The sequence below is a fragment of the Nonomuraea sp. NPDC051191 genome (assembly GCF_044455665.1).
GTDB lineage: Bacteria > Actinomycetota > Actinomycetes > Streptosporangiales > Streptosporangiaceae > Nonomuraea.
In genome coordinates this window covers 142,461-161,050 of the sequence record NZ_JBITEZ010000015.1, presented here as the reverse complement: position 1 = coordinate 161,050, position 18,590 = coordinate 142,461, and the positions used below count along the sequence as shown (strand labels likewise).

15 protein-coding genes are annotated in these 18,590 nt (G+C 71.9%); 12 read left to right on the top strand and 3 right to left on the bottom strand.

Going from position 1 to position 18,590, the window contains the following annotated elements; all coding sequences use genetic code 11:
- The first annotated feature begins 218 nt into the window (after positions 1-218).
- From ACIA8R_RS38400 to ACIA8R_RS38375, 6 genes are read left to right on the top strand one after another with little or no spacing between them, the layout of a single operon-like run.
- Positions 219-1,496, top strand: a complete 1,278-nt coding sequence (locus ACIA8R_RS38400) for a maltose ABC transporter substrate-binding protein (RefSeq protein WP_357695901.1) — start codon at positions 219-221, stop codon at positions 1,494-1,496.
- Between the two features lies 1 nt (position 1,497).
- On the top strand, positions 1,498-3,066 hold the full coding sequence (locus tag ACIA8R_RS38395; protein WP_397042477.1) for an ABC transporter permease subunit: 1,569 nt from the start codon (positions 1,498-1,500) through the stop codon (positions 3,064-3,066).
- Complete coding sequence (locus ACIA8R_RS38390) at positions 3,063-3,902, top strand: sugar ABC transporter permease (RefSeq protein WP_397042476.1); 840 nt, start codon at positions 3,063-3,065, stop codon at positions 3,900-3,902. Before ACIA8R_RS38395 ends, ACIA8R_RS38390 begins: the two co-directional genes overlap by 4 nt.
- A gap of 4 nt (positions 3,903-3,906) precedes the next feature.
- Complete coding sequence (locus ACIA8R_RS38385) at positions 3,907-5,691, top strand: glycoside hydrolase family 13 protein (RefSeq protein ID WP_397042475.1); 1,785 nt, start codon at positions 3,907-3,909, stop codon at positions 5,689-5,691.
- Between the two features lie 58 nt (positions 5,692-5,749).
- Positions 5,750-7,000: a NosD domain-containing protein gene (locus ACIA8R_RS38380; protein ID WP_397042474.1), complete on the top strand. Its 1,251-nt coding sequence runs from the start codon at positions 5,750-5,752 to the stop codon at positions 6,998-7,000.
- An 18-nt stretch (positions 7,001-7,018) separates the two neighbouring features.
- Positions 7,019-7,315, top strand: coding sequence for a hypothetical protein (locus tag ACIA8R_RS38375; protein ID WP_357695911.1), 297 nt, complete (start codon positions 7,019-7,021; stop codon positions 7,313-7,315).
- A gap of 3 nt (positions 7,316-7,318) precedes the next feature.
- Here the strand turns inward: ACIA8R_RS38375 and ACIA8R_RS38370 are convergent, their stop codons facing one another.
- On the bottom strand, positions 7,319-8,479 hold the full coding sequence (locus ACIA8R_RS38370; RefSeq protein WP_397042473.1) for a thiolase family protein: 1,161 nt from the start codon (positions 8,477-8,479) through the stop codon (positions 7,319-7,321).
- A 70-nt stretch (positions 8,480-8,549) separates the two neighbouring features.
- A complete protein-coding gene (locus ACIA8R_RS38365) occupies positions 8,550-9,107 on the bottom strand; it encodes a TetR family transcriptional regulator (protein WP_357695915.1) in 558 nt (185 codons plus the stop codon).
- Between the two features lie 53 nt (positions 9,108-9,160).
- On the opposite strand from ACIA8R_RS38365, the gene ACIA8R_RS38360 reads away from it, so the two are divergent.
- The 3 genes from ACIA8R_RS38360 (at position 9,161) to ACIA8R_RS38350 (ending at position 14,449) form a co-directional block, all read left to right on the top strand.
- A complete protein-coding gene (locus tag ACIA8R_RS38360; RefSeq protein WP_397042472.1) occupies positions 9,161-12,286 on the top strand; it encodes a bifunctional cytochrome P450/NADPH--P450 reductase in 3,126 nt (1,041 codons plus the stop codon).
- 322 nt (positions 12,287-12,608) lie between these two features.
- The gene (locus tag ACIA8R_RS38355) at positions 12,609-13,211 is read left to right on the top strand and encodes an amino acid-binding protein (protein WP_357695919.1); all 603 of its coding nucleotides are present in this window, start codon (positions 12,609-12,611) and stop codon (positions 13,209-13,211) included.
- 74 nt (positions 13,212-13,285) lie between these two features.
- Positions 13,286-14,449: an acyl-CoA dehydrogenase family protein gene (locus ACIA8R_RS38350; protein WP_397042471.1), complete on the top strand. Its 1,164-nt coding sequence runs from the start codon at positions 13,286-13,288 to the stop codon at positions 14,447-14,449.
- Here the strand turns inward: ACIA8R_RS38350 and ACIA8R_RS38345 are convergent, their stop codons facing one another.
- On the bottom strand, positions 14,450-14,806 hold the full coding sequence (locus ACIA8R_RS38345; RefSeq protein ID WP_357695923.1) for a metalloregulator ArsR/SmtB family transcription factor: 357 nt from the start codon (positions 14,804-14,806) through the stop codon (positions 14,450-14,452). It abuts the gene before it with no gap.
- 51 nt (positions 14,807-14,857) lie between these two features.
- On the opposite strand from ACIA8R_RS38345, the gene ACIA8R_RS38340 reads away from it, so the two are divergent.
- The 3 genes from ACIA8R_RS38340 to ACIA8R_RS38330 all read left to right on the top strand — a co-directional run bounded on the left by ACIA8R_RS38340 (position 14,858) and on the right by ACIA8R_RS38330 (position 18,585).
- Positions 14,858-15,922, top strand: a complete 1,065-nt coding sequence (locus ACIA8R_RS38340; RefSeq protein ID WP_397042470.1) for a cation diffusion facilitator family transporter — start codon at positions 14,858-14,860, stop codon at positions 15,920-15,922.
- Between the two features lie 24 nt (positions 15,923-15,946).
- Entirely contained in the window at positions 15,947-17,221 is a 1,275-nt protein-coding gene (locus tag ACIA8R_RS38335) for an acyltransferase family protein (protein WP_397042469.1), read from the top strand.
- 185 nt (positions 17,222-17,406) lie between these two features.
- On the top strand, positions 17,407-18,585 hold the full coding sequence (locus ACIA8R_RS38330; RefSeq protein ID WP_397042468.1) for a hypothetical protein: 1,179 nt from the start codon (positions 17,407-17,409) through the stop codon (positions 18,583-18,585).
- Positions 18,586-18,590 lie beyond the last annotated feature (5 nt).

Here is an 18,590-nt window from a genome sequence, read left to right as displayed (position 1 = left end):
GTTGCAGATTGGGCGTCAAGGCGTTCTCGCGGGCGGGGACGAGGTCAGCGGGCGACGGGTCGGATGTGGTTCCGGTAACGCTCTTTCGCAAGTTCTTCCAATTCTTGCAAAGAGCCGCTAACGTCCCGGAAACGTAAGCCGTGAACAGCGGCGAATAACGATCTTTTGACGGCGGCGCACGCAGGCGCCGCCGCTCCTCCATGACCTCGGGAGGTCTCATGCGTGTACGGGTCCTGGGAGTGGCCGCCCTCTCCACCCTCGCGTTCGCCGCTACGGCTTGTGGTGACTCCGGCGCGCCCGCCTCGTCGGCGCAGCCCAGCGGTTCGGCCTCGGCCTCGGCTCCGGCCTCGGCGGCGGGCGGCACGCTGGTCATCTGGGCCGACCCGAGCCGGGTCAAGCCGCTCAAGCCCTTCGCCGACCAGTTCGGCACCGAGAACGGCGTGACCGTCGAGGTGAAGGAGATCAGCAAGGACAACCAGATGACCTTCCTGACCGCCTCCCAGCAGGGCAGCGGTCCGGACATCATGATCGGCGCGCACGACTGGATCGGCAACCTCGTCCAGAACGGCGCCATCGACCCCGTCACGCTGACCGACGAGCAGAAGGCGGCCTTCTCGGAGATCGCCATGAAGGCGGTCACCTTCAACGGCCAGGTGTACGGCGCCCCGTACGCGGTGGAGAACATCGCCCTGATCCGCAACACCAAGCTCGCCCCCGACGCCCCCGCCACGCTCGACGAGATGATCGACAAGGGCAAGGAGCTGAAGAAGGCCGGCAAGGTCAAGGAGGTGCTCTGCCTGCCCGTCGGCGTCAAGGGCGACGCCTTCCACGCCTACCCGCTGTTCGCCTCCGCGGGCGGCGCGCTGTTCGGCCAGACCGCCTCCGGCGACCCCGACCCCAAGCAGGTGCTGCTCGGCTCCGAGGGCTCGGTCAAGGCGTTCGGCAAGCTGAAGGAGCTCGGCGAGAAGGGTGACGGCGCGCTCAAGACGTCGGTCACCAACGAGAACTACATCGTCAACTTCGCCGCCGGCAAGTGCGCCTACCTGATCTCCGGCCCGTGGGCCATGAGCGAGGTCAAGAAGGGCGGCGTCTCCTACGACATCACGCCCGTCCCGGCGTTCAAGGACGGCAAGCCGGCCACGCCGTTCGTCGGCGTCCAGACGTTCTTCGTGGCCGCCAAGGGCAAGAGCAAGGCCCTGGCCCAGGAGTTCGTCGCCAACTACGTCACCAACAAGGACGTCGCCAAGGCCCTGTACGAGGCCGACCCCCGGCCCCCGGCGCTGACCGCCGCGCTGCAGGAGGTCCAGGCCGCCGACCCCGACGCCGCCAAGTTCATGGACGCGGGCAAGAGCGGCATGCCGATGCCCGCCATCCCCGAGATGGCCGCCATCTGGGAGCCGTTCGGCATCGCGGAGACGGCCGTGGTCAAGGGCGGCGACGCCGCCAAGGCCGCCGCCGCCGCGCAGAAGGCCATCGACGGCGCGCTCAAGAACTGACATGACCCAGGACGTGCACGAGGCCGTGGGGACCGACCGGTCCCCGCGGCCTCGCCGGGAAATCACCACGGCGTTCGTGGTGAGCAGGATCGCGGTGCTCGCCGTGGCCGCCGCGATCCTGCTCTACGCCGTGCCACCGCTGGTCACCGCCGAGTCGTGGGTCTCCCTCACGCTGCTGGGGCTGGCCGCCGCGGTCATCGCCTACCTCTACCTGACCCGCCGCTTCATCCCGGCCAAGTACCTCGTCCCCGGCACCCTGTTCCTGATCGCCTTCCAGGTGCTGCCCGTGCTCTACACGGTGACCACCGCGTTCACGAACTTCGGCGACGGGCACCGCGGCGACAAGGCCGACGCCGTCATCGCCATCGAGACCGGCTCGGTCCGCCAGGCCCCCGGCTCGCCCGAGTACGGCCTGACCACCGCCCTGCGCGGCGACGAGCTGGTGTTCCTGCTGGTCGACCCCAAGACCAAGCAGGTACGGCTGGGCACCGGCGAGGGGCTGACCCCGCTGGAGGGCGCCCAGGTCGGCCTCACCGGCAAGGTCCTGTCGGCCCCCGGCGTGACCGTGCTGAAGGCGCCCGAGGCCGCCGCCCGCGGCCAGGAGATCTCGGCGCTGTCCGTGCCGACGCCGGGCGGCGTGATCAAGGCCAACGGCCTGAGCCGGGCCGTGGAGGGCAGGGCCGCGCTCGTCCACGACGCCGCCTGCGACTGCGTCAAGGGCAACGGCGACACCTGGACGGCCGACGAGGACCAGGGCTACTTCGTCAACGCCAAGGGCGAGCACCTGGCCCAGGGCTGGCAGGTGAACGTCGGCCTGGACAACTTCGCCCGCGTCCTGACCAACCCCACCATCTCCGGCTACTTTGTCGGCGTGCTGGGCTGGAACCTGGTGTTCGCGCTGGTCTCCGTGGCCGGCACGTTCGGGCTGGGCATGGCCGTGGCGCTGGCGCTGCACCATCCGCGCATGCGCGGCACGAAGGCGTACCGGATCGCGCTGATCCTGCCGTACGCCATGCCGGCCTTCGCCATGCTGCTGGTCTGGCGCGACATGTTCAACCGCGACTTCGGCCTGATCAACCAGTTCTTCGGGCTGAACGTCGACTGGCTCGGCGAGCCGCTCACCGCCCGGTTCGCGGTCATCCTGGTCAACCTGTGGCTCGGCTTCCCGTACATGTTCCTGGTCACCACCGGCGCGCTCCAGGCGATCCCGCGCGAGCTGACCGAGGCGGCCTCCATCGACGGCGCCACTCCGTCCAAGGCGTTCCGGCGGGTGACGCTGCCGCTGCTGCTGGTCGCGCTGACGCCGCTGCTGATCTCGTCGTTCGCGTTCAACTTCAACAACTTCAACGCCATCGCGCTCACCACCGAGGGCGGGCCGTTCCCGGCCGAGAGCCCGCAGGTGGGCGCCACCGACCTGCTGATCACCTACACCTTCCGGCTGGCGTTCGGCGCCGGCGGGGCGCAGTTCGGGTTCGCGGCGGCGATCTCGGTGTTCATCTTCGCGATCGTGGCGGTCATCTCGGCCGTGGCCTTCCGCCGTACCCGCAAGCAGGAGGAGGTCTACGCATGAGGATCGCGCTCAGGCACGTGTTCGTGCTGCTGGTGTGCGCGTTCGCGCTGTTCCCGATCCTGTTCGTGGTCTCGGCCGCGATCAACCCGATGGGCACGCTGGCCTCCACCGACCTGCTGCCGTCGGGGGCGAGCCTGAACAACTTCGCCAACCTGCTCACCTCCGACGACTATCCGTTCGGCCGGTGGTTCTTCAACTCGGTGTTCATCGCGCTGGCCTCGTCGTTCGCGAGCCTGCTGCTGTCGATGCTGGCCGCCTACGCCTTCAGCCGCATGCGCTTCGCCGGACGCCGGGTCGGGCTGCTGGCACTGCTGCTCATCCAGATGTTCCCGCAGTTCCTGGCCATCGTGACGATCTTCATGATCTTCACCAGGGTGACCGAGCTGTACCCGGCGTTCGGCTTCAACACCGTCTGGGGCCTGCTGCTGCTCTACCTGGGCGGCGCGCTCGGCGTGAACACCTGGCTGATGAAGGGCTTCCTCGACACCGTGCCCAAGGAGCTCGACGAGGCCGCCACCGTGGACGGCGCCACCCACGCGCAGATCTTCTGGCGGGTCATCATGCCGCTGGTCACGCCGATCCTGGCGGTCACCGCGCTGCTGGCCTTCATCGGCGTCATGAGTGAGTTCCTCATGGCCAACGTGTTCCTGCGCGATCCCGAGAGCAAGACCCTGGCCGTCGGCATGTACGGCATGATCGCCGGCGACCACCGCAACGCCAACTTCGGCATGTTCGCCGCGGCGACGTTGCTCACCGCCGTACCCACGGTGAGCGTGTTCCTATGGCTGCAGAAGTACATCGTCTCCGGCCTCACGGCCGGGGCTGTCAAGGGATAGTTCATTGCGCTATGTCGGCGAGCCGCATCACGACGGCTCAGCTCTCTACGTCTCCAGCCAGGAACCGGTGCTCGGCTCGCGGGTGACCCTCTGGTTGCGGGCCCCGCGGGCCGCCGGGATCACCGGCGTGCACGTGCGCACCGTCTGCGACGGCGAGCCCCGCTACGCCGAGGCGCGCGTCGACGACTCCAGGACCGGCACGCCGGTGGCCGGCTACGGCGCGGACGACGTCTGGTGGCAGGCGGAGATCACCGCGGTCAACCCGGTCACCCCGTACCGGTTCCTGCTGCACACCCGCCGCGGCCGGCGGTGGCTGACCGCGGCCGGCCCGGTCGCGCATGACCTGACCGACGCGAGCGACTTCCGCCTGGTCTGCTACCAGGCGCCGCCCTCGTGGATGTCGGACGCGATCGTCTACCAGATCTTCCCCGACCGCTTCGACCGCTCCGGCCCGATGCCGGACCTGCCCGACTGGGCGCTGCCGCGCGACTGGGACCGCGACCCGGTGATCCCCAGCGGCCCCGGCACCGCCCAGCAGTTCTACGGCGGCGACCTCGACGGGATCACCCGGCGCCTGGACCACATCCAGGGGCTCGGCGCCGACACCGTCTACCTGACGCCGGTCTTCCCGGCCCGCTCCAACCACCGCTACGACGCCGCGAGCTTCGAGCACGTCGACCCGCTGCTCGGCGGCGACGAGGCCCTGCACCGGCTGTCGGGCGCGCTGCACGCCCGCGGCATGCGCCTGCTCGGCGACATCACCACCAACCACTGCGGCGACGCCCACGAATGGTTCACCGCCGCCGTGTCCGACGTGAACGCCCTCGAACGGGAGATGTTCTACTTCGACCCCGACACCGGCGACTACGAGTCGTGGTGGGGCGTCAAGTCGCTGCCCAAGCTCAACTGGGGCAGCGAGCTGGTGCGCTCCAGCATGCGCGCGGTGCTGAAGAAGTGGCTCGGCCCCCTGGACGGCTGGCGCGTGGACGTCGCCAACATGACCGCCAGGCTCGGCCCCGAAGACCGCAACCACGAGGTCGCCGCCATGCTGCGCCGCCAGCTCGGCCCCGAGGCGGCCTTCATCGCCGAGCACAACCACGACGCCTCGCTCGACCTCGACCGCGACGGCTGGCACGGCACCATGAACTACGGCGGCTTCACCCGCCCGGTCTGGGCCTGGCTGCGCGGCCCCGACCTGGACCTCCCGCACTTCCTCGGCGTGCCGGGCGGCGTGCCCGAGCGTGACGGCGCCGACACCCTGGCCACGTTCAGGTCGTTCGCCTCGCACATGTCCTGGCGCTCGCTCACGCACTCCTGGCAGCTCCTGGACTCCCACGACTCGCCGCGCATCCGCACGGTGACCGGCTCACGCGAACGCCACCTGCTCGCCCTGGGCCTGCAGGCCACGCTGCCCGGCACGCCCATGGTCTTCGCCGGCAGCGAGTTCGGCCTGACCGGGATCAACGGGGAGCACTCGCGCACCCCGATGCCCTGGAACCGGCCGCACGACCAGGACCAGGCGACCCTGGCGGCCTACCGCGCGCTGCTCGGGCTGCGCCGCGCCGAGCCCGCCCTGCGTCACGGAGGGTTGCGCTGGCTGCATGCCGACGCCGACTGCCTGGTTTTCGCGCGCGAGACGTTCGAGGAGTCGCTGCTGGTGTCCGTCCGCCGGGCGCCCGGCGCGGCGCTGCCCATCGGAGCGCAGGCCCAGGGCGTCTACAACGCTCCGGACGGCGACGAGATCCCGGGAGAAGGACCTGCGGTGTGTGTGTGGCGCATCACACACTGATCACGCTACGGTAGGGCTCCGCCCCGTACCGTTCTCAATTAGATAGTGGTGTGCGCGCATGAGGTTGCTCTCCGTAGCCGTCGCGGCTTCGCTTCTGACCGCCGTACCGACCGCCGCGGAGGCCAGGGCGGGCACCACCTACTACGTCGATTCCAGGGCCGGCGACGACTCCGCCGCCGGCACCAGCGCCGACAAGCCGTGGAAGTCGCTGGACAAGGTCAACTCCGTCGCCCTCAAGCCGGGCGACACCGTCAGCTTCAAGCGGGGCGGCAGCTTCACCGGCCCGCTGCGGCTCACGGCCTCGGGCACCGCCGCCCGGCCCATCATCATCCGCTCCCACGGCACCGGCGCCCTGCCCAGGATCAGCGGCGAAGAGCGCGACTGCGTGGTCGTCAAGGGCGCCTACTGGCAGATCGGCGGCCTGCGTGCCACCGGCTGCCGGTTCGCCGGGTTCCAGCTCGGCGGCCACCACATCGAGCTGGCCGGCGTCCAGGCCGACGCCAACGTCGCGGGCGTGTGGATCACGCCGTCCGGCTCGCACAACACCGTCCGCGACAGCACGCTAACCGGCAACAACCGCATGAGCGTCAACGACGAGGGCGGCGACAACGACTCCGGCGCCTTCGGCGTGCTGCTCAACGGCGACGACAACCTGGTGACCCGCAACACCATCACCGGCAGCTACGCCAGGAGCCACGACTACGGCACCGACGGGTCCGCCGTCGAGATCTTCAACGGCGACCGCAACCGCGTCACCCACAACACCGCGCGCGACAACGAGACCTTCACCGAGCTCGGCGCCCAGAAGGGCAAGACCGCCACCGGCAACATCTTCGCCTTCAACGTCGTCACCTCCGGCCGCAGCCGCGGCTCCTTCCTCATCACCCGCGGCCCCGGCCACGTCGTCGGCCCGGTCAAGGGCACGATCGCCGTCCAGAACTCGGTCTACCTGCCGGCCAAGGACACCATCGGCTGGTCCTGCCACGACGGCTGCTCGCCCGCCATCCTCAGGCTGCGCAACAACGTGATCCAGGTCGGCGGCGAGGCGGGCTGGGCCGACGGCAAGGGCGTCGACGACGGCGGCAGCGTCTACTCCGGCCGCAAGATGACCTTCAAGCTGGGGCCGAAGTCGGTCAAGGCCGACCCGCTGTTCGTCTCCCGCACCGACCTGCGGCTGCGTCCGGGCTCCCCGGCGCTGGGCCGCGGCCTGCCGCTGTCGCCCACGTGGTACGGCGGCGCCGCCTTCGGCAAGGACATGCTGGGCAGGGCGCTGACGGGGGCGCCGGACGCCGGGGCCTACCAGCGGTAGCGGTGTAGCCTACCGAGCATGGTTCCGGATCTTCGCCTGCCGCTGGTCAAGCAGCTCGCCGAGGCCGACGTGCCCCACCGCTTCTGGCACGACGCCGGCCCCGGCGGGCGCGTCTGGCTGTTCGAGAGCGTCGAGGGCGACGGCGAGCACTGGGCGATCAGGCAGATCGAGGTCGACACCGACCGGGTCGCCCACCGCTACTGGTGGGGCCGGCTCCAGGACGAGCGCGGCTTCCTCACCGACCAGCCGCTGGAGATCTGGGAACTGACGGAGATCACCCAGGCGGCGTTCGAGGCCGTCTGGGACGCCGCCTGACCCCTAGCTCGGGCTTTCCAGGACGAGCGCGTTGGCCAGGCCGCCCGCCTCGCACATGGTCTGCAGGGCGTAGCGCGCGCCGCGCGAGCGCATGGCGTGCACGAGCGTGGTGGTGATCCGGGCGCCGCTGGCGCCGAGCGGATGGCCGAGGGCGATGGCGCCGCCGTTGACGTTGACCTTCGCCGGGTCGGCCCCCGTCTCCCGCAGCCAGGCCAGTACGACGCTCGCGAACGCCTCGTTCACCTCGAACAGCTCGATGTCGGACAGCGAGAGCCCGGCGCGGCGCAGCACCTTCTCCGTCGCCGGGATCACGCCGGTGAGCATGAGCAGCGGGTCGGAGCCCGTGACGGCAAAGCTGTGCAGCCGGGCCAGCGGGCGCAGGCCCAGCCGGCCGGCCGTCTCGGAGCTGGTGATCAGGACGGCCGCCGCGCCGTCGTTGATCGGGCTGGTGTTGCCGGCGGTGACCGACCAGGTGATCTGCGGGAATCGCGCGGCGTAGCCGGGGTCGGCGAAGGCGGGCCGCAGCCCGGCCAGGATCTCGGGCGTGGTGGCGGGCCGGACCGACTCGTCCTGGTCCAGGCCGGCGATCGGGGCGATCTCGGCGCCGAAGTCGGCGGCGGTGGCCTTGGCGTGGGAGCCGGCGGAGAAGGCGTCCATCTCCTCGCGGCTCAGCGACCATTTCGCGGCGATCAGCTCGGCGCTGATGCCCTGCGGGACGAGCCCCCCGGGGAAGCGGGCGGCCACCGAGGGCCCGAACGGGTCGGCGCCCGGCGGCACGTTCGACCACATCGGCACCCGGCTCATCGACTCCACGCCGCAGGCCACGACCAGGTCGTACGCGCCGGACATGACGCCCTGCGCGGCGAAGTGCACGGCCTGCTGGGACGAGCCGCACTGCCGGTCGACCGTGACGGCGGGCACCGAGTCGGGGAAACCGGCGGCCAGCCAGGCGTAGCGGGTGGTGTTCATGGCCTGCTCGCCCACCTGGTCGACGCAGCCGCCGATCACATCGTCGACCAGCGACGGGTCCACGCCGCTGCGCTCGATCAGGGCGCGCAGGGCATGCGCGAGCAGGTCGACGGGGTGCGTCCCGTGCAGCCCGCCGCCGGGTTTGCCCTTGCCGATCGGGGTGCGTACGGCTTGCACGATGACGGCGTCGCGCATCGCGGCCTCCTGTTCGTTGGAAAGTCCAACTCACCCTAACGCGAGTGGGTTGGACTTTCCAACGCAGGGGTCACCGGGCGGCCAGGCCATGGATGATCATGTTCAGGGCGACGTCGAAGCTGCGCTCGACCTCCTCGGGCTCGCCCGTCAGGTGGCCTCGCGTCTCGGCGAAGACGAACCCCGAGACGAACGCGTGCAGCACCTCGCTCGTCCGCCGCAGCTCCTCCTCGGGCACCCCGGACGCGCGCAGGATGCGGTAGAGCGCCTGCCACAGCGGCAGCCGCCGGTCCTCGACGAACTCGGGATGGTTGTGCAGATAGGTCCACATCGCCGGATGTTGCCGGGCGTGCCGGTGGTAGGCCAGGGCCAGGGTCCGGAGCTGGTCCGGCCATGGGGTGCCGTCGTCGGGCGGCAGCGGCAGCCGGACGCTGATCGTCTCGCAGATGCGGGCCAGCAGCGCCTCCTTGCTCGCGACGTGGTGATAGACCGACATGGGGTTGACGTCCAGCTCGGCGGCCAGTTTCCGCATCGACAGCCCCTCGACGCCGCCCTCGTCGATCAGGCGCAGCGCCGTGGAACAGATCTCACCGAGACTCAGGGGCGCTCCCCTGCGCGCGCTCACTGCCATACAGCGTATGGTAGCGTCAGCCATACGGTGTATGGCTACCGAAGGGAGCACTCATGAGGCGTATCCCCGCCCCGCAGGGCCTGCCGATCCTGGGCAACACGCTGCAGATCCCGGCCCACTCGCCGGTGGAGCACTTCGTCAAGGTCGCCGAGCGGTACGACGAGGGCATCTTCCGGCTGGAGGTCGCCGGGCGCACGATCGTCCTGGTCTACGACCCCGACCTGGTGGCGGAGGTGTGCGACGAGAGCAGGTTCGTCAAGCGCATCACCCCGCCGCTGTCGATCGTGCGCGACTTCGGCGGCGACGGCCTGTTCACCGCCGAGCTGCACGAGCCGGTGTGGGGGCAGGCGCACCGCATCCTGCTGCCCGCCTTCAGCCAGCGCTCGATGAAGGCGTACTACCCGCAGATGCTGGAGGTCGCCGAGCAGCTCGTCGCCTCATGGGCCGGCCGCCAGGGGCAGGACCTGCCCGTGGCCGACGACATGACCCGGCTCACGCTGGACACCATCTCGCTGACCGGCTTCGGCTTCCGCTTCGACTCCTTCGCCTCGCCCGAGCTGCACCCGTTCCTGAAGGCCATGGGCGGCGCGCTGACCGAGGCCATGCTGCGCAACCAGCAGCTCCCGTTCGTCACCCGGCTGAAGCGCGGCCACGAGGAGACCTACCGGCGCGACATCGAGACCATGCGTGTCCTGGTCGACGACGTGATCAGGCGGCGCCGCACCGAGGGCGCCGGCGACACCAAGGACCTGCTCGGCCTCATGCTGGAGGCCGCCGACCCGCAGACCGGCGGCCGCCTGTCCGACGAGAACATCCGCAACCAGGTGCTCACCTTCCTGATCGCCGGGCATGAGACCACCAGCGGCCTGCTCTCCTTCGCCCTGTACAACCTGCTACGCGACCCGCACACCCTGGCCAGGGCCTACGACGAGGTCGACCGCCTGCTGCCCGGCGACGAACCGCCCAGCTACGAGACGATCATGAAGCTCGACGTCATCCCCCGGATCCTGGAGGAGACGCTGCGGGTCTGGTCGCCGATCCCCGCATTCGCCGTCAGCGCCATCGAGCCCACCACCATCGGCGGCTACGAGATCGAGGCCGGCCAGGGCGTCGCCGTGCTGCTGCCGTCGCTGCACCGCCACCCCAAGGCGTGGGAGCGGCCGGAGGAGTTCGACATCGACCGCTGGCTGCCGGAGAACAAGAAGGACCACCACCCGGCGGCGTACAAGCCGTTCGGCAACGGTGAGCGGGCCTGCATCGGCCGCCAGTTCGCGCTGACCGAGGCCCGGCTCGCCCTGGCCATGATCCTGCGCCGCTTCGCCGTCTCCGACCCGGACGCCTACCGGATGCAGATCAAGCAGACGCTGACCATCAAGCCCGACGGGTTCACCCTGCGGGTGCGCGAGCGCCGCGCCCACGAGCGCACCGCCGCCGCCGAGGTCGTCCAGGCCGCCGGGGCGGGCGAGGAGCGCGACCTCGCGGTCACCGGCGTGCCGCTCACCGTCGCCTACGGCTCCAACCTGGGCACCGCCGCCGACATCGCCGAGCGGCTGGCCGAGCGGGCCGGCCGGTCCGGCTTCGCCACCACCCTGACCACCCTGGACGACCTCACCCCGCCGTCGGAGGGCCTGCTCGTCGTGGTCGCCTCCTCCTACAACGGCAAGGCGCCCGACAACGCCCAGCGCTTCGACGCCCTGGCGGAGCTGCCCGACCTGTCCGGCGTGCGCCTGGCGGTGCTCGGCTGCGGCAACTCCCAGTGGCCGACGTACCAGGACTTCCCGCGCCGGGCCGGGGAGAAGCTGACCGCCGCCGGGGCGGTGCCGCTGATCGAGCGCGGCGAGGCCGACGCCGACGGCGACTTCGACGGCGACGTCTCGGCGTGGACGGCCCGGCTCTGGGCCGCGCTGGCCGAGGAGTACAGCGCCCCGGCGGGCGCGGCCGGGCCGCGCTACGAGATGGACGTGCTCGGCGAGAGCGAGGTCAGGCCGGCCGTCGTGTCCGAGCGGGCCGTGCCGCTGACCGTCGTGTCCAACGAGGAGCTCACCGGCGACCCCACCGGCCTGTGGGACTTCTCGGCCGAGGCCCCGCGGCCCGGCGTGCGCTCCATCGTGGCCCGCCTGCCCGAGGGCGTGACGTACACGGCGGGCGACCACGTCGCCGTCTTCGCCAAGAACGATCCCGAGCTGGTCGAGTGGGCCCTGCGCTGCCTGCGCGTCCCGCGTGAGCAGGTGGTGCGGCTGCGCGCCGCCGGCGCCACCCACCTGCCCGTGGACACGCCGGTGACGGCCGGGCTGCTGCTGACCGAGTTCGCCGAGCTGCAGGAGGTGGCCACCAGGTCCGACCTGGAGGCCCTGGCCGCGCACACCGGCTGCCCCTGGACGCGCGGCCAGCTCGCCGAGCTGACCGCGAACTACGCCGACGAGATCCTGGCCAAGCGGGTCTCGCCGCTGAGCCTGCTGGAGCGTTTCCCGGCCGTCGAGCTGCCACTGCCGGTGTTCCTGGAGATGGCCGGGCCGATCCGGCCGCGCTACTACTCGGTCTCCTCCTCGCCGCTGGCCGACCCCGGCCTGGTGCGGCTCACCGTCGGGCTGGTCGAGGGGCCCGCCTGGTCCGGCAGCGGCACCTACCAGGGCATGTGCTCGGCGTACCTGGCCGGGCTGCGGCCCGGAGAGGTGTTCTACGGGTACGTACGCGTGCCCGCGCCGCCGTTCCGGCTGCCGGAGGACCCGGCCACGCCGGTCATCCTGGTCGGCCCCGGCACGGGGTTCGCGCCGCTGCGCGGCTTCCTGGAGGAGCGGGCGCTGGGCGGGGCGGGCGGCCGGGCCGAGGTCTTCACCGGCTGCCGCCACCCCGACCACGACTGGCTGTACCGGGACGAGGTGACCGCCTGGGCCGCCCGCGAGGAGGTCAACGTGCACACCGCGTTCTCGGCCGTGGCCGGGCATCCGTACCGCTACGTCCAGGACGCCGTCGCCGGTCACGCCGAGGAGGTGTGGGAGCTGCTGGAACAGGGCGCGTACGTCTACGTCTGCGGAGACGGCCTGCGGATGGCCCCCGCGGTGCGTCAGGCGCTGCTGGACGTGCACCTGCGGCGCACCGGCGGGGACGGCGCGGACGGCGCGGCCTGGCTGGCCGCCCTGGAGGCGGACGGCCGCTACCAGCAGGACGTGTTCGCCTGATCCCGACGTGCGGGCGTGCGCCCGCCTGATCGTGACGTGCGGGCGTGCGCCCGCCTGATCCCGAGGTGCGGCGTGCGCCCGCCTGATCGTGACGTGCGGGGCTGCGTCCGCCCGAACCCCACGTGCGGGGCTGCGTCCGCCTGATCCTTGAACGATCCTTGGTCGGTTTTGGGAAAACACCTGCTCAAACCGCCATTCAGGTTCGACAATCCGGACTTAGCGCTAGATCCTGGGATATAAGCGCAGCATGCGCGACATATCCGTGGAACATGTGAGAAACCTGTCCACGGCACTGTGAGAGCCTCTGGAAAGGGGGCGGGCAATGCTGCTGCGACTGAGGGTGTCCCTGCCGGACCGGCCGGGCGGCCTTGGCCAGGTCGCGAAGGCGCTGGGGACGCTCGGCGCCGACATCCTGCAGGTCACCGTGCTCGAACGGGAGACCGGCCGGGCCGTGGACGACTTCATCGTGTCCTGGCCGGGACCGATCAGCGCGACGGAGGTCTGCGAACGCCTGGCGGCGACGCCGGGCGTACGCGTCGAGGGCGTCTGGCCCACCCGCGACGTGCCCGGCTCCGCCCCCGACTACGACCTGCTCATGCACGTCGCGACGGAACCGGCGCGCGGCCTGGCCACACTGGTGGACGCCCTGCCCGGGCTGTGCGGCGCCGAGTGGTCGGTCGCGGTCGAGGACGGAGCCGTACGGCACGCCTCGATGGCGGCGCCGGAGGTCGTGAACCTGCCCGACCCGCCCCCGCGCGCGATCGCCCTGGACTCGGCGGACCTGCGGCTGATGCTGCTGCCCATGGTCCCGCAGCGCCTGCACGTCGTGGTCGCCCGCGCCGGAGGGCCGGTCTTCCACCGCGCCGAGCTGGAACGCGCGGTCCGCATCGTGGACGTCGTCGCCAAGCTGGCCGCCCGCGCCTAGAACGATTGACCGGCCAAACATCAGACGAATAACGTGAGCCTCGACCGTCCCTCCCGCGCAGAGGACCTGAGGCCATGGATTTCGAGCTGACCGACGAGCAGAGGGCCTTCCGGGAGACCCTGCGCGCCTTCGTGGAGAAGGAGATCCTGCCCGTGGCCACCGAGTGGGAGCACTCGGGCCGCTACCCCACCGAGATCGTCGAGAAGATGAAGCAGATGGGGCTGTTCGGGCTGACCGTCCCCGAGGAGTACGGCGGGCTGGGCGCCGACATGGTCTCCTTCGCGCTGGTCTTCGAGGAGATCGCGCGTGGCTGGATGGGCGTGGCCGGCACGATCGGCTCCCACTCGCTGGCCTGCTGGATGATCGCCAAGCACGGAACCGACGAGCAGAAACGCCTCCACCTCGCCGACCTGGCGAGCGGCGACCGCCGTACCGCCATCGCGCTCACCGAGCCCGGCGCCGGCACCGACCTGCAGGGCATCCAGACCCGCGCGATCCGCGACGGCGACCACTACGTGGTGACCGGCACCAAGACGTGGATCACCAACGCCCGGCACGCCGACCCGCTGCCCGTGCTGGTCAAGACCTCGATCACCGAGCCCGCCCACAAGGGCATGTCCGTGCTGCTCGTCGATCCGGCCTCGCCCGGCTTCGGCGTCAGCCGCGACCTGCCCAAGCTCGGCTACAAGGGCACCGAGACGTGCGAGGTCGTGCTCGACGAGGTGCGCGTGCCGGTCTCGGCGCTGCTCGGCGGCGTCGAGGGGCGCGGCATGCAGCAGGTGCTCGGCGGGCTGGAGATCGGCCGGGTCAACATCGCCGCCCGGGCCGTCGGCGTCGCCCAGGCGGCCTACGACGCCGCCCTGGAGTACGCCCGGGGGCGCACCGCGTTCGGGCAGCCCATCGCCGACTTCCAGGCCATCCAGCTGAAGCTCGCCGACCTGGCCACCGAGATCCAGGCGGCCCGGCTGCTCACGTACTGGGCGGCGTCCCAGGCCGACGGGGGCAAGCGGGTGGACATGGAGGCGGGCATGGCCAAGTACTTCGCCTCCGAGGTGGCGCTGAAGGCGTCGCTGGAGGCGATGCGCATCCACGGCGGCTACGGCTACTCCCAGGAGTTCGTGGTCGAACGGCTCTACCGGGACGCCCCGCTGATGGCGATCGGCGAGGGCACCAACGACGTGCAGCGGCTGGTGATCGCCCGTGCCCTGGTCTCCGGCAAGGGCCGGGTGGGCTGGTAGCTAGTCGTGCCGGGGCAGCCCTGAGACCTCGTGGTCGGCGTGGGACAGCGCCTCGGCGATGAGCGCCCGCACGTGCCCGTCACGGGCGCGGTAGAGCACCCGGCGGCCGTCCCTGCGGGTGTCCACCAGGCCCGCCAGCCTGAGCTTGGCCAGGTGTTGCGACACCGACGGGCGCGCCGCGCCGACCGCCTGGGCCAGGGAGTTCACGTCCAGCTCACCGGCGGACAACTCCCACATCAGCCGGAGCCGGGTGGCGTCGCTGAGCATGCGGAACGCGTCGACGGCGGCGTTGACCTGGGCGGGAGTGGGTTGCTCCTGCGAGTGGTCCGCACCTGAGACGTTGTCGCGTGCGTACATGACTACATATCCTGGTCGGAGCGGACGAGATGTGCAAGCAGGAGGGCGCCCATGTCTGATTCCGACACCCACGCGCACGGCCATGGACACGGTCACGGACACGGCCATGGGGCGGGGGAGCGACGAGGCTTCAGAGCGCTGGCCGTCAAGGCGGCGCACGTGTTCACGCCGCACAGCCACGACAGCGCCGCCAGGACCGACAGCGCCTTGGAGTCCAGCCGCCGGGGCATGCGCGTGCTGGCCGTCTCCTTCGCGGTCCTCATGCTCACCGCCGTCGTCCAGGCCGTGATCGTCGTGGCGTCCGGGTCGGTCGCGCTGCTCGGCGACACGCTGCACAACCTGGCCGACGCGCTCACCGCCGTCCCGCTGGCCATCGCGTTCTCGCTCGGACGCCGCGCCGCCACCCGCCGCTTCACCTACGGCTACGGCAGGGCCGAGGACCTCGCGGGCATCGTCATCGTCGTGCTCATCGCCGCCTCGGCGGCCCTGGCCGGGTACGAGGCCGTCCGGCGGCTCGTCGAGCCCCAGGACGTCCGGGCGCTCGGCTGGGTGGCCGCCGCCGCGCTGGCCGGCTTCGTCGGCAACGAGTGGGTGGCGCGCTACCGCATCACCGTGGGCCGCCAGATCGGCTCGGCCGCGCTCGTGGCCGACGGCCTGCACGCCAGGACCGACGGCTTCACCTCCCTCGCCGTGCTCCTCGGCGCGGGCGGCGCGGCCCTCGGCTTCCCGATCGCCGACCCGATCGTCGGCCTGCTGATCACCGTCGCCATCTGCTTCGTCCTGCGCGACGCCGCCCGCGAGATCTACCACCGCCTCATGGACGCCGTCGACCCCGCCCTGCTGGACGACGCCGAACGCATCCTGGCCGCCGTCCCGGGCGTCGAGCGCGTCGGCTCGGTGCGCCTGCGCTGGATCGGGCACGCCCTGCGCGCCGAGGTCGAGATCCTGGTGAACCACGACATGTCGGTCGTGGACGCCCACGCCGTCGCGGTCGAGGCCGAGCACCGCCTCATCCACGACCTTCCCCGCCTGCGCGCCGCCACCGTCCACACCGACCCGTACGGCCCGGACGGCGCCGACCACCACGCGTCCCTGGCGACCCACCGCATCACCTAGCCCGCTCCGGGTAAGTTGGGGCGGGTGCCGACCGCCGCGACCCCCGACACGACCACGCCCGGCGCGCCGTCCAGGCTCGCCTGGCTCGACGCCCTGCGTGGCATCGGCGCGCTCGCGGTGGTCGCCGAGCACCTGCTGCCGTGGTTCCTGCCCGCGCTGCGGCCCTACTGGTTCAACCTCGGCGTCTACGGCATCCTGGTGTTCTTCCTGGTCAGCGGGTACATCATCCCGACCTCGCTGGAGCGCCACGGCGACGTCCGGGCCTTCTGGGCCAGTCGCGCCTTCCGCCTCTACCCCCTCTACCTGGCCGTGATCGCGCTGGTGCTGGCGGCGTCCTGGTGGGTGCCGGTGCGCGAGGGCGTGCCGCGTGACGGGAGCGCGGTGGCGGCCCACGCGACCATGCTGCTCGACGTCGTGAGCGTGGGCGGCGTGGCCGACACCATGTGGACGCTGTCGTACGAGATGGTGTTCTACCTGCTGGTCACGGCGCTGTTCCTGATGAGGGCGCACGAACGCAGCGGGCTGGTGTCCGTGCTGTTCGCCGGCGCGTCCGTCGTGGTGGGGCTGGTCGTGTCGGGGGCGGTGCTGCGGGGCGGGTGGCCGGCGTACGTGTCGTGCGCGGTGTTCGCCGCCGGGCTCGCCTGCGTGGTCGGCGGCTGGTTCCGCAGGACCGCGGCGTGCGTGCTCGGGCTGATGGCGCTGGCGTTGCTGCTGCTGAGCAGCCGGGTGCCGTGGCTGGGCGCGGCCGTGGTCGCGGTCATGTTCGCCGGCACGGCGATCCATCGGTGGGAACGCGGGCGCGGCGGTCTGTGGCCGGTCGCGGTGACGGCGGCGCTGGTGGCCGTCGCCCCGCTGTGGGCGATCGAGAGCGGCTGGTGGTGGGTCGAGGCCGACGTGTGGCTGACCACGATCGCGCTGGCGGCGGCGACGTTCGCGGGCGCGATGGCGCTGCGCGGGCGGCGGCTGCCCGCCGTGCTCACCTGGCTCGGGCTGATCAGCTACTCGCTCTACCTGGTGCACCATCCGCTGCTGAAGTACTTCGTGGAGGTCAGCGGCGACCTGCGGTGGGCGCCGCTGCCGTACCAGCTGGCGATGGCAGGGCTGGCGCTGGCGCTGATCCTGGCCGTCAGCGCGCTCTCCTACCGGTACGTCGAGCGTCCCATGCAGGCGCTGGGCCGGCGCCTGTCCCGGCGGGCCGCCCCCGGCGCGCGCGCCGACCGGCGGCAGGCGGGCCGCGACGCGCGGGTGGGCTTTCAGGGCGCGGGCAGCCAGGGCGACGGGCCGGGGCACACCAGGTAGATCGGCACGATCTCGTCGCCGGGCTCGTACCGCCGGTCCGTGGAGTGCAAGATGGTGTGCGGGTCATCGGCGCGAACCCCGCCCGGCCGTCGCGCGGCCTCGTCGGGGCTCTCCCGGGCCCGGTCCGGTCAGGGTGCGCAGGCAGCCGCCCGCGGTCGCCCGCGGGTGGGAGAAGGGCCGAGGTCATGCCGGGTTCGCTGGTGCTCATGGGGTCGGGGGAGACGAGCCCGACCATGGTCGAGGTCCACCGGACGGTGGCGCGCGGGTTGCGCGCCGGGGCCCGCGCGGTGCTGCTCGACACCCCCTACGCCTTCCAGGAGAACGCCGCCGATATCTCCGCCCGCGCCCGCCGCTACTTCGCCCGCAGCGTCGGGCTGGAGGTCGAGGTGGCCGCCGGCGTCACGGGGGCGGACTGGGTGTTCTCCGGGCCGGGCAGCCCCACGTACGCGCTGGACCGGTGGGCCGCCTCCGGCGTGGCCGGCGACCTGCGGGCCCGCGTACGCGCGCGGCAGGGGGTGACCGTGCTCGCCTCGGCCGCCGCCTGCACCGCGGGCCTGGCCACCGTGCCCGTCTACGAGATCTACAAGGTGGGCGCCGAGCCCCACTGGCGCGAGGGCGTCGACCTGCTGGCGCCGCTGGGCCTGCGGGCCGTGCTGATCCCGCACTTCGACAACGCCGAGGGCGGCACCCACGACACCCGCTACTGCTACTTAGGTGAGCGGCGGTTGTCGCGGATGGAGCGGGAGTTGCCGCCGGAGACCGCCGTCCTGGGGCTCGACGAGCACACGGCGCTGATCATCGACCTGGAGTCGGAGGCGGTGGAGGTGGCCGGGCGCGGCGGGCTGACCGTACGGCGTCCCGGGGCGGTGAGCGTGCTGCCGGCCGGCACCCGTACGAGTCTGGCGGCCGTCCGCGGCCTGGCGGAGGGGGCCGTGCCCGGGACGGTCGCGCCGCCGGGGCCCGCTGTGGTCGCCGCGGAACCCGCCGTCACCCTGGAGGAGACGATCCGGTCCTGCGAGGAGCTGTTCAAGGACGCGGTCGGCAGGCCGGACATGGTGGCGGCGGCGCAGCTCGTGCTGGACCTGGAGGCGGAGATCGTCAAGTGGGCGGCCGACACCGAGGAGGACTCCGGCGGGGTCGAGCAGGCCCGGGAGCTGCTGCGGCTGCTGATCGCCCGCCTGGGCGAGGCCGCCGCGACCGCCAACCTGCGCACGCTGGCCGAACCCCTGCTCGACCTGCGCGCGGAGCTGCGAAGAGCGGGGCGGTACGAGGTGGCGGACGCGCTGCGGAAGGCCATGGCACGCGGCGGCGTGATCGTGGAGGACACCCCGGCCGGCCCCCGCTGGAGCCCCGCCTCCTCGTGAGGCGT

Excerpts from the sequence above, each read along its gene's own strand:
- ACIA8R_RS38400 (WP_357695901.1), top strand. The coding sequence starts at position 219 with ATGCGTGTACGGGTCCTGGGAGTGGCCGCCCTCTCCACCCTCGCGTTC.
- ACIA8R_RS38395 (WP_397042477.1), top strand. The coding sequence starts at position 1,498 with ATGACCCAGGACGTGCACGAGGCCGTGGGGACCGACCGGTCCCCGCGG.
- ACIA8R_RS38390 (WP_397042476.1), top strand. The coding sequence starts at position 3,063 with ATGAGGATCGCGCTCAGGCACGTGTTCGTGCTGCTGGTGTGCGCGTTC.
- ACIA8R_RS38380 (WP_397042474.1), top strand. The coding sequence starts at position 5,750 with ATGAGGTTGCTCTCCGTAGCCGTCGCGGCTTCGCTTCTGACCGCCGTA.
- ACIA8R_RS38375 (WP_357695911.1), top strand. The coding sequence starts at position 7,019 with ATGGTTCCGGATCTTCGCCTGCCGCTGGTCAAGCAGCTCGCCGAGGCC.
- ACIA8R_RS38370 (WP_397042473.1), bottom strand. The coding sequence starts at position 8,479 with ATGCGCGACGCCGTCATCGTGCAAGCCGTACGCACCCCGATCGGCAAG.
- ACIA8R_RS38365 (WP_357695915.1), bottom strand. The coding sequence starts at position 9,107 with ATGGCAGTGAGCGCGCGCAGGGGAGCGCCCCTGAGTCTCGGTGAGATC.
- ACIA8R_RS38360 (WP_397042472.1), top strand. The coding sequence starts at position 9,161 with ATGAGGCGTATCCCCGCCCCGCAGGGCCTGCCGATCCTGGGCAACACG.
- ACIA8R_RS38355 (WP_357695919.1), top strand. The coding sequence starts at position 12,609 with ATGCTGCTGCGACTGAGGGTGTCCCTGCCGGACCGGCCGGGCGGCCTT.
- ACIA8R_RS38350 (WP_397042471.1), top strand. The coding sequence starts at position 13,286 with ATGGATTTCGAGCTGACCGACGAGCAGAGGGCCTTCCGGGAGACCCTG.
- ACIA8R_RS38345 (WP_357695923.1), bottom strand. The coding sequence starts at position 14,806 with ATGTACGCACGCGACAACGTCTCAGGTGCGGACCACTCGCAGGAGCAA.
- ACIA8R_RS38340 (WP_397042470.1), top strand. The coding sequence starts at position 14,858 with ATGTCTGATTCCGACACCCACGCGCACGGCCATGGACACGGTCACGGA.
- ACIA8R_RS38330 (WP_397042468.1), top strand. The coding sequence starts at position 17,407 with ATGCCGGGTTCGCTGGTGCTCATGGGGTCGGGGGAGACGAGCCCGACC.